Origin of the sequence: Nocardia sp. CY41, assembly GCF_009829325.1 — a bacterium.
Classification (GTDB): domain Bacteria; phylum Actinomycetota; class Actinomycetes; order Mycobacteriales; family Mycobacteriaceae; genus Nocardia.
Map to the genome: position 1 here is coordinate 285646 of NZ_VUOS01000009.1, position 13522 is coordinate 299167.

The 13522-nt window shown below is 68.3% G+C and carries 13 protein-coding genes and 1 pseudogene; 6 read left to right on the forward strand and 8 right to left on the reverse strand.

Annotated features, from left to right (window positions below):
• Genes nuoL through nuoN form a run of 3 tightly spaced genes read left to right on the forward strand, consistent with a single transcriptional unit; the run spans nucleotide 1 to nucleotide 5131 of the window.
• Nucleotides 1–1887: an NADH-quinone oxidoreductase subunit L gene (gene nuoL / locus GVY64_RS12265; protein ID WP_159840704.1), complete on the forward strand. Its 1887-nt coding sequence runs from the start codon at nucleotides 1–3 to the stop codon at nucleotides 1885–1887.
• Nucleotides 1884–3509 (forward strand): NADH-quinone oxidoreductase subunit M, encoded by a 1626-nt coding sequence (locus GVY64_RS12270; RefSeq protein ID WP_159840706.1) that lies wholly within the window; start codon nucleotides 1884–1886, stop codon nucleotides 3507–3509. The genes nuoL and GVY64_RS12270 overlap by 4 nt, the downstream gene beginning before the upstream one ends.
• Entirely contained in the window at nucleotides 3506–5131 is a 1626-nt protein-coding gene (gene nuoN, locus GVY64_RS12275) for an NADH-quinone oxidoreductase subunit NuoN (protein WP_159840708.1), read from the forward strand. The genes GVY64_RS12270 and nuoN overlap by 4 nt, the downstream gene beginning before the upstream one ends.
• Before the next feature lie 64 nt (nucleotides 5132–5195).
• Here nuoN and GVY64_RS12280 read toward each other — a convergent pair whose 3' ends face one another.
• From GVY64_RS12280 to GVY64_RS12290, 3 genes are read right to left on the reverse strand one after another with little or no spacing between them, the layout of a single operon-like run.
• Nucleotides 5196–6023 carry a helix-turn-helix domain-containing protein gene (locus tag GVY64_RS12280; RefSeq protein ID WP_236566774.1) on the reverse strand — a complete coding sequence of 276 codons (828 nt, stop codon included), beginning with the start codon at nucleotides 6021–6023 and terminating at the stop codon, nucleotides 5196–5198.
• Nucleotides 6024–6028: 5 nt separating this feature from the next.
• Nucleotides 6029–6577: a DUF6879 family protein gene (locus GVY64_RS12285; RefSeq protein ID WP_159840712.1), complete on the reverse strand. Its 549-nt coding sequence runs from the start codon at nucleotides 6575–6577 to the stop codon at nucleotides 6029–6031.
• Nucleotides 6577–6861 (reverse strand): hypothetical protein, encoded by a 285-nt coding sequence (locus tag GVY64_RS12290; protein WP_159840714.1) that lies wholly within the window; start codon nucleotides 6859–6861, stop codon nucleotides 6577–6579. Before GVY64_RS12290 ends, GVY64_RS12285 begins: the two co-directional genes overlap by 1 nt.
• A 198-nt stretch (nucleotides 6862–7059) precedes the next feature.
• Here GVY64_RS12290 and GVY64_RS12295 point away from each other — a divergent pair, with 198 nt between their 5' ends.
• The 3 genes from GVY64_RS12295 (at nucleotide 7060) to GVY64_RS12305 (ending at nucleotide 9064) form a co-directional block, all read left to right on the forward strand.
• On the forward strand, nucleotides 7060–7302 hold the full coding sequence (locus GVY64_RS12295; protein ID WP_159840716.1) for a GntR family transcriptional regulator: 243 nt from the start codon (nucleotides 7060–7062) through the stop codon (nucleotides 7300–7302).
• A 341-nt stretch (nucleotides 7303–7643) separates the two neighbouring features.
• On the forward strand, nucleotides 7644–8231 hold the full coding sequence (locus tag GVY64_RS12300) for a TetR/AcrR family transcriptional regulator (RefSeq protein WP_328820907.1): 588 nt from the start codon (nucleotides 7644–7646) through the stop codon (nucleotides 8229–8231).
• A complete protein-coding gene (locus GVY64_RS12305) occupies nucleotides 8228–9064 on the forward strand; it encodes an alpha/beta fold hydrolase (RefSeq protein ID WP_159840718.1) in 837 nt (278 codons plus the stop codon). The genes GVY64_RS12300 and GVY64_RS12305 overlap by 4 nt, the downstream gene beginning before the upstream one ends.
• Nucleotides 9065–9338: 274 nt before the next feature.
• Here the strand turns inward: GVY64_RS12305 and GVY64_RS12310 are convergent, their stop codons facing one another.
• The 5 genes and pseudogenes from GVY64_RS12310 to GVY64_RS12325 form a co-directional block, all read right to left on the reverse strand.
• Nucleotides 9339–10769, reverse strand: coding sequence for a S8 family serine peptidase (locus GVY64_RS12310; RefSeq protein WP_159840720.1), 1431 nt, complete (start codon nucleotides 10767–10769; stop codon nucleotides 9339–9341).
• A gap of 54 nt (nucleotides 10770–10823) precedes the next feature.
• Entirely contained in the window at nucleotides 10824–11420 is a 597-nt protein-coding gene (locus GVY64_RS12315) for an HdeD family acid-resistance protein (RefSeq protein WP_159840722.1), read from the reverse strand.
• A gap of 103 nt (nucleotides 11421–11523) precedes the next feature.
• Nucleotides 11524–11850 (reverse strand): hypothetical protein, encoded by a 327-nt coding sequence (locus tag GVY64_RS37805; RefSeq protein WP_236566775.1) that lies wholly within the window; start codon nucleotides 11848–11850, stop codon nucleotides 11524–11526.
• A gap of 39 nt (nucleotides 11851–11889) precedes the next feature.
• Nucleotides 11890–12090 (reverse strand): annotated as a pseudogene (locus GVY64_RS39090) (maltokinase N-terminal cap-like domain-containing protein); the annotation flags it as partial.
• Between the two features lie 120 nt (nucleotides 12091–12210).
• The gene (locus GVY64_RS12325; protein WP_236566776.1) at nucleotides 12211–13146 is read right to left on the reverse strand and encodes a hypothetical protein; all 936 of its coding nucleotides are present in this window, start codon (nucleotides 13144–13146) and stop codon (nucleotides 12211–12213) included.
• Nucleotides 13147–13522: the final 376 nt, after the last annotated feature.

Genomic DNA, 13522 nt, shown 5'->3' on the forward strand with positions numbered 1-13522 from the left:
GTGGACACCGCAACGCTGTGGCTGCTGCCCGCCCTCCCCCTGGCGGGCGCTGTCGTCCTGCTGCTGACCGGACGCTACGCCGACAAGTGGGGTCATCTGCTCGGCACCGCGATCGCGCTGGCCTCGTTCGTCGTCGCCGTGCTGGGGTTCGCCGACATGCTCGGCCGCGACACCGCCGACCGCGCGATGCACCAGAACCTGTTCAGCTGGGTCCCGGTGGCCGGCCTGCAGGTCGACTTCGCGCTGCAGGTGGACCAGCTGTCGATGTGCTTCGCGCTGCTGATCACCGGTGTGGGTTCACTCATCCACGTCTACTCGATCGGCTACATGAGCCGCGATCCGGCGCGACGAAGGTTCTTCGCCTACCTGAATCTGTTCCTCGCGGCGATGCTGTTGCTGGTCCTGGCGAACAACTATCTCGTTCTCTACCTCGGCTGGGAGGGCGTCGGCCTGGCTTCCTACCTGCTCATCGGGTTCTGGCACGAGAAGCCATCGGCGGCAACGGCGGCGAAGAAGGCGTTCGTGGTCAACCGAGTCGGTGACATGGGCTTGGCGATCGCGATGATGGTGATGTTCGCGACGTTCGGGTCGATCGACTTCGGCGTCGTGTTCGGCGCCGCGCCCTCCGCGAACGAGGGCACGCTCACCGCGATCGGCCTGTTGCTGCTGCTGGCCGCGTGTGGCAAGTCCGCCCAGGTGCCGCTGCAGTCCTGGCTCGGTGACGCGATGGAAGGCCCCACCCCCGTGTCGGCGCTCATCCACGCCGCCACCATGGTCACCGCGGGCGTGTACCTGATCGCGCGCTCCCACGCGATCTTCGACCTCGCACCGAACGCGCGCCTCGGCGTGGTGCTGGTAGGCGCGGTCACCCTGCTGTTCGGCGCGATCATCGGCTGCGCCAAGGACGACATCAAGAAGGCGCTGGCCGCCTCCACGATGAGCCAGATCGGCTATATGGTGCTGGCCGCCGGACTCGGCCCGGCCGGATACGCCTTCGCCATCATGCACCTGCTCACCCACGGGTTCTTCAAGGCCGGGCTGTTCCTCGGCGCCGGTTCGGTCATGCACGCGATGGACGACGAAACCGACATGCGCCGCTACGGCGGACTGCGCACCCTGCTGCCGATCACCTACGTCACCTTCGGTATCGGCTACCTGGCCATCATCGGCGTGCCGCCGTTCGCCGGATTCTTCTCCAAGGACCGGATCATCGAGGCGGCGTTCAACCAAGGCGGGATGAGCGGGATCGCGCTCGGCCTGGCGGCGTTGCTCGGCGCGGGCCTGACCGCGTTCTACATGACGCGGGTGATGCTGATGACGTTCTTCGGCGAGCGCCGCTGGAAACCGGACACCCACCCGCACGAATCACCCGCGGTGATGACCGGCCCGATGATCCTGCTCGCCCTCGGCTCGATCGGGGCCGGAGCGGTGTTCGCTTTCGGCTCCTCGCTGCAGAACTGGCTCGAACCGGTCGTCGGCGCCCAGCACGGCACCGAGACCGTCCCCGCGGCGCTGGTCACGACACTGGTGCTCGGCGTGGTCGCCGTCGGCGTCGCGGTCGCCTACTCGCAGTACGCACAGCGCGAGGTCCCCGAGACCGCACCCGAAACCGTGTCCGCACTGACCGTGGCCGCCCGGCGCGATCTCTACGGCGACGCCGTCAACGAAGCCGCGTTCATGCGACCCGGCCGGCATCTGACCCGAGCGCTGGTCTTCCTCGACAACCGCGGCATCGACGGCGTCGTCAACGGCACCGCGGCACTGATCGGCGGGTTGTCCGCACGGGCCCGGCGCGTGCAGTCCGGATTCGTGCGCTCCTACGCTCTGTCCATGTTCACCGGCGCGGCCCTGGTGGCCGCCGCCCTGCTGGCGGTGAGGTTGTGGTGAACGAGTTCCCCTGGTTGACGACGCTGTGGCTGGCCCCGGTCGTCGGTGCGGCGATCGTGCTGACGCTGCCTGCCGCGCAGCGCACCCTCGCTCGAGCCGTGGCGCTGGGCTTCTCGGTGCTCGTGCTGGGTCTCGGCATCGGGCTGGCCGTGCGGTTCGACACCGCGGGCGCCCAATACCAGTTCGTCGAATCCCATCAATGGATTCCGGCGTTCGGCGCCGGCTACACCCTCGGCCTCGACGGCATCGCGCTGGTCCTGGTGCTGCTGACCGCGGCGCTGGTGCCCCTGCTGATACTGGCGGGCTGGCACGACGAACGCGAGGTCGGCAGCGGCAAACGAGTGGCCCACACCTACGTCGCACTCACCCTGCTCGTCGAGGCGATGGTGTTGGTCTCCTTCGTCGCCCTGGACATCTTGCTGTTCTACGTGTTCTTCGAGGCGATGCTCATCCCGATGTACTTCCTCATCGGCGGGTTCGGGCCGCGCACCGGGGATGCGCTGCTGCGCAGGCAGCGCTCCCGCGCGGCGGTGAAATTCCTGCTGTACAACCTGTTCGGCGGGCTGATCATGCTGGCCGCTGTGATCGGGTTGTACGTCCTCACCGCCCGCGAGGGCCTCGGCCAGGGATCCGCGGGCACGTTCGATTTCCGCACGGTGGTCGCCGCCGCCAACGCCGGGCAGCTCGGCGCCGGTCCCGCGGTGCTCAATGCCCTGTTCCTCGGCTTCATGTTCGCCTTCGCGGTCAAGGCTCCGCTCTGGCCGCTGCACACCTGGCTGCCCGACGCCGCCGTCGCGGCCACCCCGTCCAGCGCTGTGCTGATGATGGCGGTGGTCGACAAAGTGGGCACCTTCGGCATGCTGCGCTACTGCCTGCTCCTGTTCCCCGGCGCGTCGGACACCTATGCGCCGCTGGTGATCACGCTGGCGGTGATCGGCATCGTGTACGGCGCTCTGCTGGCCATCGGTCAGACCGACGTGATGCGCCTGATCGCCTACACCTCGATCTCCCACTTCGGCTTCATCATCCTCGGCGTCTTCGCCATGACCAGCCAGGGCCAAACCGGCGCGACGCTGTACATGGTCAACCACGGTATCTCCACCGCGGCGCTGTTCTTGGTGGCCGGATTCCTGGTCTCACGACGAGGTACCCGGCTCATCGCCGAGTACGGCGGCGTGCAGAAGGTGGCTCCCGTGTTGGCCGGCACCTTCTTCATCGCCGGTCTGGCGACGCTGTCGCTGCCGGGGCTCGCCCCCTTCGTCAGTGAATTCCTCGTGCTGATCGGGACATTCACCCGCTACCAGTTCGCCGCCGTGATCGCCGCCAGCGCCCTGGTTCTCGCGGCCCTCTACATTCTGTGGCTCTACCAGCGGATGATGACCGGGCCGGTGAAGAAAGGCAACGAGCGCATCTATGATCTCGCACCGCGCGAAGTCGCCGTGGTGGTCCCGTTGATCGTCGCGCTGCTGTTCCTCGGCATCTATCCGAAGGTTCTGACCGACTTCATCAATCCCGCGGTGAGCCAGACGCTCACCACCATCGGCCGCAACGACCCCGCACCCTCGACACCACCCTTGCCGGAAGCGGGATCGGCCCACCAGTCCGGAGGTGCCCACAAGTGAACGTCCCCGCCTCCGCTACCACGCTCGCCGCGAGCGTCCCCGCGCCGAGCATCGAATACGGCGCCCTGTCCCCGATGCTCATCGTGTTCGGCGCCGCCGTCCTCGGCGTCCTGGCCGAAGCGTTCGTCGCCCGGCGCTACCGCTATGCCACCCATTCGGTGCTGGGCGTGGCCGGCCTGACGGCGGCGTTGATCGCCGTCGTGGCACTGGCGGGCACCGAGACCGTCGCCGTCGCCGGTGCGGTCGCGATCGATGGTGTGACGCTGTTCCTGCAGGGCACCATCCTGGTCGTGTCGATCCTCGGGGTGTTGTTCATCGCCGAGCGCGGAGCCGAACCCCGTATACAGGCGCGGTCGGGTCCGGGAACCTGGAGCCGCGCCGCGGCCGTTCGGGAACGGGGTGTGGACGCGTTCACGCCGCAGGCTTCGGCAGTACCAGGCAGCGCGGCGGAAGCGGCGGCGCTGCGCGCGGGCGTGGCGACCACCGAGGTGTTCCCGCTGACGCTGCTCGCCGTCGGCGGCCTGCTGCTGTTCCCGGCGTCCAACGACCTGCTGACCATGTTCGTCGCCCTCGAGGTGCTGTCGCTTCCGCTGTATCTGCTGTGCGGGCTGGCCCGGCGCAAGCGGTTGCTCTCCCAGGAAGCGGCGCTGAAGTACTTCCTGCTCGGCGCGTTCTCCTCGGCGTTCTTCCTCTACGGCGTCGCGCTGCTGTACGGCCAGGCGGGTACGGTGCGGCTGGGCGGCATCGCCGACGCGATCGCGCAGCATCCGGACAACGCGACGCTGGCGGTGCTCGGCATCGCGATGCTCGCCGTCGGCCTGCTGTTCAAGATCGGCGCGGTGCCGTTCCAGTCCTGGGTGCCCGACGTCTACCAGGGCGCTCCCACCGCGATCACCGGCTTCATGGCCGCCGCCACCAAGATCGCGGCGGTCGGCGCGCTGGTGCGCGTGCTGCAGGTCGCGGTGCCCGGCCTGCGCGATGACTGGCGCCCCATCCTCGCGGCCGTCGCGATCGCTACCATGGCCGTCGGCGCGGTCATGGCGATCACGCAGACCGACGTCAAACGAATGCTCGCGTATTCCTCGGTGGCGCATGCCGGTTTCCTGCTCACCGGACCGGTCGCGGCCAACGACCGCGGTGTCGCGGCGGTGCTGTTCTACCTGGCCGCCTACGGTATCGGCACACTCGGCGCGTTCGCGGTGGTCAGCCTGGTCCGCGAACCGGACGGCGACGAAGCGACCGGCCTGCCGCGATGGGCCGGGCTCGGCCGCCGCTCACCCTGGCTGGCCACGATCTTCGCGCTGTTCCTGCTCTCCTTCGCCGGGCTGCCGCTCACCAGCGGCTTCGTCAGCAAGTTCGCCGTCTTCGAGGCCGCCGCCTCGGGCGGTGCGACACCGCTGGTCGTCATCGGCGTGATCTGCAGCGCCATCGCGGCGTTCTTCTACCTGCGGGTCATCGTGCTGATGTTCTTCACCGACCCGCCGGCCGACGCTCCGGTGCTGGTGTCCCCGCCGCTGACGACGACGATCGTGGCGATCACCGCGGCGATCACCTTCGCGCTCGGCGTCTTCCCGCAGCCGCTGCTCGACCTCGCCGGCCAGGCGGCGACCTTCGTGCGCTGACCCGACCCGGCGATGCCGCCGCTGGACGACAGTGGCGGCCTCGCCGTCGCACTGTCGCGGGCACTCAGCTGCCGCGCCGGCGTTCCAGCGCGTTCGCGATCAGCGCGCGGGCCCGATCACCGTACTCGGCTTGGTCGGCGAGGATCGCGAACGTCCGCTCGTGCAGGGCGATCTCCGACGGACGAGTGATGGTGAGTTCGGCCGAAACCGTCTCGGTGAGCACCTGCGCGCGGTCGTAGATGACGAAATTCGTCGCGGGGGCACGGTACTCGGCGCAGATCGGGATGATGCCCAGCCGCACCCTGGGGTTGGCCATCACCGCCAGCAGGTGGGCGAGTTGCTCGGCCATGGTGGCGGCGTCGCCGACCGTGCGCCACAGCGCGGCCTGGTTGACCACGAAATGGAACCGGTGCTTGGCCCGGAACAACACTTGCTTGCGAGCCATGCGCGCGGCCACCGCGTCCTCCAGGTCGTCGCGTCCACCGGTGACCGCGATGCAGGCGGTCAGGATCGCGCGCGCGTAGCCTTCGGTTTGCAGCAGTCCCGGCAAGGTGTCGGGCGCGTACCAGCGGATCTGCGTGGTCTGCGCCTCCAGATCGATCGACTGCCGTTGCCTGCGCGCATGCCCGGAGGCGACGGTGCGCTGCCATTCCAGGTACATCGACTGCAGATTGCGCGCATTGGCGACCAGATCGTCCAGCACGGCGGTATTGCCGCACGCTTCGCACCACGCGGCCAGATCCGCCTCCGAGGGCGTCTGCTTGCCGCCCTCGATCCGGGACACCTTGCTGGAATGCCAGCCGCATCTCGCGGCCAGTTCCAGGCCGGTCAGGTGGGCGGCACGACGTAGTTCACGCAGGCGCGCGCCCAGCACCTCACGTGCGTCCGACACACCGTTCACTCGGGTACGTGCTCACTCTCGGAATATCGTTGATGATCGATGCCCCTGGGCCACAGTCGTTCCCGCACCTGTAGGTAGCGGGCGATCAGCGCCGGGTCGGTGGTGATCGACAACCCCATGAACGCCCCGTTCTCCGCGAAGGTGTTGAAGGCGAGGGTGTTCTTGTCGAACAGCCAGTAATCGTCGGAGGGCAGATCGCCGGGGTCGATCAGATGCCGCGGCAGCCAGCGCACGGTCTCGCCGGTGGCGATGTTGTCGTCGGTCGCCGACATCAGCCATCGGGTGTAGCCGGTGTGCGGAACGGTCACGACGCGCAGCCGCTCGAGCGTGACGCCGCGCGTGGCTGACTCGACCATCAGGGCATCCCAGGCTTTCCAGGACTCGGGCTGTTCCTCTCGCTCGTACGCTACTCCGGCATCGAAGCGGCGCAACGCTTCCTGCTCGTCCTCCAGCGCGTAGTGGTCGCGAACCTCCAGATGGAAGGCACGGAATCGAGCCGCCCGAAAGAGCGGCTCGAAACAGCGGTCACCGACGACGTGCAACATCAGCGCACCACCACGGCGGTTTCGTGACAGTCGAGGGTCAGTTGGGCGAGCAATTCCGGGTCGGTGACCGGTTCACCGGCCACCAGCACCGAACCGCAGGTTCCACTCGCCTCCACCCGTAGCCACATGCCCGGTTCCAGCCAGTCCAGCAATTGGTGTGGCACGAGGACCGTTCCGGTGCGGTCGGTGGCATCGCCCTGCACCACCAGCACGCCGGTGTCGGTGGCGTACACGGCGGGACAAGCTCCATGATCGGATCCGGATCCGAGAAGTCGCAGGTTCATAGCTGATCCTTTGCGAGAGCTGGCGGACGATGTCGTGCAATCGTCCCCACCGGAGGCGCTGCCGGTCAACGCACTTCGCAAAGTCGCGCAAAGTCGTGGCGGGGGTATCGGTGTGGCTTCTACCGTCGATTCGGCAACTCCGGCCGCCGAGCCTCAGTCGATTCCTGGGTTGCCTTCTCCCGAGGGAAAGGCTGCGACATGATGAGACGACCCAGGACTGCCGCCGATTTCGCGGTGCTGGGTGTGCTTGCGCCAGGCGGATTGCTCACCGTCGAGCAACTGGCTCAGCAGGCGCGACTGACCTCATGGACGGTGCGCAGCGCGTTGCTGCGCCTGCAGTCGCGCGGCCTGATCATGGACTGCCAGCACCGCGGCCGCTGGGCCATCACTCCGCGGGGGCGAGGCGAATGGGCCGCGAAGGGACGGCGATTCACTTTGTGAGCCGATCCGGGTGGCTCAGGGCGCCGAGGTTGCCCGGATGGCCTCGCCGACGGAAGGCCGACTCGTGGCATGGGTCGGCCATGCGGTTGGCGAACGCTCGATCCTCGCGGCGCTCCGTGGGCGCACGTCGGACCGAATCTTACTTCGCGGAACAGGTTACGACGGTTCGCCGGACCAGCTGATCGGTTGCCACGCCCCGGTGACGGACGATCCCGAAGATCCGGCGGGACGAAGACGGGGGTTCGTAGCCCGAATACCGGTGCGCCTGCCGAAGCACCCCCCTTTGCTAACCTAGGCATCCTAGGTTATAAACTACTAGAACTAGGAAGGGAGGTGTGCGCATGATGGCTCGGGCCGGGCTGACCGCGGAGCGAATCACCCGCGCCGCGGCCGATCTCGCCGACGAGATCGGACTGGACAACGTCACCATGTCGGCGGTGGCCAAGCAGTTCGGCGTGCAGGACGCGAGCCTGTACTCGCATGTCAAGAATCTGCGAGAACTCCGCGCGCGCGTCGCCGTGCTGGCGGCCACGGAGAAGACCGAGCTGATCGCGGCCGCGGTGGCCGGGCGCGCCGGACGCGACGCTCTCGCCGCTTACGCCCACGCTTGGCGGGACTACGCCCTGCGCTACCCCGGCCGGTATGCCGCGAGCCAGCTTCCGTTCGATCCGGAAATCGCGCGCACCGCGCCCGGCGCGTTGCGCGCCGTCGAACTGACCTACAGCATGCTGCGCGCCTACGGTTTGGCCGAACCCGACCAGACGGACGCCGTGCGATTGCTCCGCAGCACCTTTCACGGCTACAGCGTTCTCGAGGCGACCGGCGGATTCGGACACACACGCTCCACGGCCGACTCCTGGGAACGCATCATCGATGCCCTGCACGTCACGCTCGAGCAGTGGCCGACCGAGAACAAGGAGAAACCATGAGATCCGGCACTCTGAGCGTCCCGGGAGCCACGCTGTATTACGAGGTGAGCGGCGCCGGGCCGGTCCTGCTGTTGCTACCGGGCAGCGGAGGCGACGCGGCAGTCTTCGACCCCATCCTCGAGCCGCTCGCGCGGCACTTCACCGTGGTCACCATCGACCCGCGCGGCTACTCCCGCAGTGTGCTCGACCCCGGCCCACCGGCCGATATCGAGGTCCACGTGCAGAGCGAGGATGCCCACCTCCTGCTGGAACACCTCACGCCCGCAGGGGAAGACGCCTACGTGTTCGGCGGCAGCGGCGGCGCGGTGGTCGCGCTCGATCTGCTCGCCCGCCATCCCCAGCGGTTGCGGCTGGTCATCGCACACGAGCCGCCTTCTTTCGGCGTGCTGCCCGACGCCGCCGAACACAAGGCGTTCGTCGACGAGGTGTACGCACTGTTCGTCACCGACGGTCTCGCCGCAGCGGGCGCCCGTTTTCTCGAAGGCATAGGCGGAGGCGTCAGCATGCCCGACCCCGCCCAGCTCTCGCCGCGCGCCGCGGCGATGATCGAACGTCTGCACGCCAACGCACCGCGCAACATGGAACACGAATTGCGCACGATCACTTCGCATCTGCCCGATGTGGCAGCCTTGGCACTGGTCACCGATCGCCTCGTATTGGGTGCGGGCCGGGAAAGCAAGGGCAAACTCCCGTATCGTCCCGCGCAGACACTCGCCGCACAGCTGAGCATTCCGCTCACCGAGTTTCCTGGTGGACACAGTGGATTCACCGACGCACCCGCCGAATTCGCACAGGCGCTGCTCGACTTGCTGATGGCCGCCCGCGTGGAATGATCATCGTGACCGGGCGGGCACGGCCCGGTCGACCATTGTCGAAGCGCGCCGACCGGGGCCTGAGCGTTGAGCTCGTCCCCGCCGACGCGATCCAACACCGTTGCCGGGCGAGTTGCTGCCGGTAGGCCATGAGCTGCTAGCCGACGCGGACTGGATTCCACTCCGGTCAACTAATCACCGACCGGATTTCACTTCGCGGAATCGGAGGGGCCGGCGCTGGTCGCTGGACTGATTCCGAGTACTTCATCCCCGGTGGGATCGCCGCCTCGGCGGCCTATCGCGGCAGGATCATCGACTTCAGATCCGGCAGATTGCCGATACGCTGGATCGCGGGCCGTTCCGGCGCATCGGTCTGCGGCGAGCCGGTGTCCCGCAGCCGCGCACGCACCTCCGCGGGCGTCTTGCGTCCGGCCGCGGCCGCGCTCATTCCCTGGAAGCTCGTGACCGCGCCGACCACGATCGGCGCCGCGCTGGACGTTCCGCTGAATACGTCGGTGTACCAGAGGTCCTCGTCGGGTCCGCCTTGCAAGTCGCCGTATCCGGTGGTGGTGACTTCCAGTCCCCAGCCCTGCACGTCGACCCGTTCCCCGTAATTGGAGAAGGACAGGCGGGATCGGGCCGGGCCATAGTCACGGCCGTGGAAGCCAGGTGGGGGTGCACCGGCTCCGACCAGGATCGCGCCGGAGTCGGCCGCACCGCCGCGGAACGGATTGCGCCAACTGTCCGGGAACTCCGCCGGCCGGGTGTCGTAGATCGCGTCGTCGAGATCCTCGCCGCCGTTCCCGCCCGCCTCCACCACGATGACGCCCTTGCCGACCGCATAGCGGATCGCCGCGACGTCATCGGGCCACCATTCGATCGCGATGTAGCCACGCTGATCCGGCCGGTTGGCGTAAGCGAATCGGGGGCCGGGACGGTGCAATTCGAGCAGCATCACATCGCCGGTGTTCAGCGCGTCCGCGGCGGAACGGATCGCGGCGGCCGAACCGGATCCGAAGATCGACACCGCCTGGATGTATGCCTCGGGAACGATCCCGGTGATCCCGTAGGCATTCACGTCGCCGCTGATCACGCCGGCGACCGCGGTGCCGTGGTCGCGCCAGCCCTGTTGCGGTGAGGGGTTGCCTCCGATCACCCCGCCTTGGTTGACCTGCAAGTCCTCGTGGGTGAACCGCCATGCGCCCTCGATGTCCACCACGCGTACGCCGGTCCCGCGGCCCCCGGGTACCGTCCAGGCCCACCGGGCGTCGATGCCTTGCGGGGCCGCGTCCAGGTAGCCCTGCCGCACCGCGAGATCCGGGGTCACCGGCGGCGCCTCGGCAGCGGAGCGGCCGGTGATCGCTCGCGCGCCTTCCGGCGCGAGAGGCGGTTCGGCGGGCGGTTTCACATATGCCGCGGCGACGTCGTCGGCGGCCCGCAGGCGAGCGGCCAACTCGTCGAGGCCGTCGGTGACGCCGCGGACGAAGAAGTAGTTGAGGTATTCCGCACCGGTCTCCAGATGCGGGGTGCCGGTGAGCCTGCGCTCCACACGGTTGGCCGGTCCGAAGATGCGCACGAGTTCACCGCCGGGTGGGAGCAGTTCCTCCAGACGTGATTGTGCGCTGCGACTGTCGTTCAGCGCGATCGGTGTGATCGCGGTGTCGGCGCCATGGGTGATCACGATCAGCTCCGCTGGTGACCGGAGCGGGGCGTACTGGGATGCCATGGCGCCCAGTCAACCTCGACAGCACACGGCTCGCCACCGGATGCGTTCTCGTGGTCAGCCATCCAAGCGCAAGCTCGGCACCACGCCCGGCATGGTGACCACGTCGCGCCGGGAACCCGTGGCGAACAACGCTTCCATCGTCCCGATCGCGACCAAGCACGGCCCTGCCACCCAGCCGAGTGCGTCCGGCGATTCGAACAGCACCGCGCTCACCAGCACGCCGAACGCCAGCGTGACCAGTCCGAAGAGCTCGTGCCATCCGTGCCGGGGCAAGTCGTCGACCCAGACCGCGACGGTGGCGTGGCAGATCCCACGGATCGCCCAGGCCAATCCGATCCAGAACGACAGCAGCGGAGTGGAGTTCCCGCCCGCGAAGCACAGCGCCGCCAGTAGAGACGACACTATGCCACTGACCAGGACCAGCACTCGCAACGGTGGGGCGAAGCGGGCACCGACCGCCACGACCAATTGCAAGACGCTGTTGAGCAGCAAATAGCAGCCGGACAGCAGTTCGGCTGTCGGCAGCGACTTGTGCGGCCACACCGCTAAGGCCACACCCATGATCATCGAGCAGGCACCGGCCACCAGTACCGTCTGCCGGACTGCGCCGGCCAGTGGTTCCGTACGCCCTTCGACTTCGGTTTCGGGCATAGCTACATGATATGACCGAAGGTACGGTTAGCGGCTCGTTTGCCTCACGACGGCACCGTCATCCACGGGCGAGGGCTTGGCGCGTCCGCCGGTCATCCCCGAATTACGCGGCCAACTCTAAGAATACGCCGGTGACGCCAGTGCCGTCAGCTAGCCGCCAAGGGGCGGTGACATGACCGGTAGCGGCCGGTTCCGATACCTGCAGAAGGCGATGGACTCGTACGGTCCGGTCGCCCACCGGGATATCGGTGCACACCGATTCGTCTCGGGCGATACCGAATCCTTGTGCGAGCGAGAGCATGTCGGCACTGCGGACGGTGATCGAGGAATCCGGCGCGTTGCTTTCGCTCTTGGCCTGCGGGCGCGCCTTTCCGGTGAGCAAGGCGACGATCTGGGCCACCGCCACCGGGTCACGGGTGGCGTCGTACACCCACCGGGTGCTGAGGACACCGTGTTCGGAGGTCCCCACGAGCGCATCGGCGGCATGCGGTAGCGGCGAGCCCCGGTAAGTCAGCGGAACGTGATAGGTGCACGGACGCGCTCCGGAGTGATCTGTGACCGCCAGGAATTCGATCCCGACTTCCGCTCCGGGTCGTCGAGCCGGAACCCACCGGCTTTCCGTAGATCCGCCTGGCTCGCACCGCGATACCAGGCAGGACTGGGCAACCATGAGGCAAGCAGTTCTATCTTCGTGGACACCATGGTGGTCCGGTGAATGACGGACATGCCGGATCCTTTCTCTTGGTCCACACTGCTGTCCCGAGAATATGGTCGGCACAGGATCGGCCGATCACGCGTCGCCACGCCGTTCGGGTTCGGCAGCGGACAGCTTGCGGCGAGCTTCGGCGAGGAGTTCGTCCAGTTGGGCCTCGGCGCGTTCGGCGCGCGCGAGGGTCTGGGCGCGGGCTTCGTCCAGCGCTTCGAGACGTTGCGCGGCTTCTGCACGCGCCTTTTCGACGGCGGCTGCGGCTTCGGCGCGGACAGAGGCGAGTTCGGCCGCCGCGGCGCGACGGGCGTCGGCGAGCTCGGTGCGGGTGGCTTCGAGTTCTGCGCGTACTCGCCGCCATTCGGCTCGCGCCTCGTCGGCGGCTTCGGCACGTTCGGCGGCGGTGCGTTCGGCTCGCTCGGCCGCTCGTTCGGCGTCGGCTGCGCGTTGGGCGGCGAGATCGCGTTCGGAATGGGCCGCCGCGACCTGTGCCGCCGCTTCCCGCCGGGCCTGCGCGATGTCGGTCTCGGCGCGGCGTTCGGCTCGCTGAACCTGTTCCGCGGCTTGCTGTTCGAGGCGTTCGGCCTGCTCGGCGGACTCGCGGCGCACAGTGCGGATCTCGGCTTCCGCGGCGCTGCGGGCCGCGAACACCTCGTCCGCCGCCTGCTTGGTGACCCGTTCGACTTCCCGTAGCGCGTCGTCACGCGCCGCATCGGCCTGGGCGATCAGTGCTTCGGCCTGCTCGGCAGCGCTCGCCGCGTCGTCGGCGGCGGACTCGGCGAGTTCCCTGGCCTCCTGCGCCTCCCGCCGGGCCTGCTCGGCCGCTACCGCTGCGCCCTCCGCCTCGGCGATCCGCCGTGCGGCATCGACCTGTACCGCTTGCACCTGGGCTTCGGCGATCGCCGGGTCTGCGAGCGTGGACAACTCTGCGACGGCGGCGCTGAGCGTGGTGTTGAGCTGCTCGGCGAGTCCGCGGAATTGTGTGAGCAGTTCATCGGCGCGCAACCGCGCGACAGTCACCGGCCCTGGTTTCGTCACAGTGACGGGAGCAGCCGCGGCCTCGGACTCCTGTTGCTGCCGTTGCCGTTCCCGCCACGCGCGCCATCGCGTGTGATCCGGCCGGTCACAGTACTCGGAGGGACGGCCGGGCCCCGCTGCACTCGTGATGGGACGGGAGCAGCCCGGATAGTTGCACACCTTCGACACGGCCAGATCGTAGCGTCTGTCTCGTCGGGCCAGCCGAGCTCGGCCTGCCCGTCCCCATAGAGGTTGCCCACCGGGCTGCACAGCGCCACGCGCGGGCTCGCCGAATCAGGGCGTCCTCGGCGGCGGCGTACGCATCGAAGAACCGCGTGGCGTTCCGCGCGGGCGGCCTCTCCGGCGGGCAGGAGCAGCC

Coding starts and splice junctions, on each gene's coding strand:
- GVY64_RS12285 (WP_159840712.1), bottom strand. CDS start 6,577: ATGTTGCACGTCGTCGGTGACCGCTGTTTCGAGCCGCTCTTTCGGGCG.
- GVY64_RS12290 (WP_159840714.1), bottom strand. CDS start 6,861: ATGAACCTGCGACTTCTCGGATCCGGATCCGATCATGGAGCTTGTCCC.
- GVY64_RS12295 (WP_159840716.1), top strand. CDS start 7,060: ATGATGAGACGACCCAGGACTGCCGCCGATTTCGCGGTGCTGGGTGTG.
- GVY64_RS12300 (WP_328820907.1), top strand. CDS start 7,644: ATGATGGCTCGGGCCGGGCTGACCGCGGAGCGAATCACCCGCGCCGCG.
- GVY64_RS12305 (WP_159840718.1), top strand. CDS start 8,228: ATGAGATCCGGCACTCTGAGCGTCCCGGGAGCCACGCTGTATTACGAG.
- GVY64_RS12310 (WP_159840720.1), bottom strand. CDS start 10,769: ATGGCATCCCAGTACGCCCCGCTCCGGTCACCAGCGGAGCTGATCGTG.
- GVY64_RS12315 (WP_159840722.1), bottom strand. CDS start 11,420: ATGCCCGAAACCGAAGTCGAAGGGCGTACGGAACCACTGGCCGGCGCA.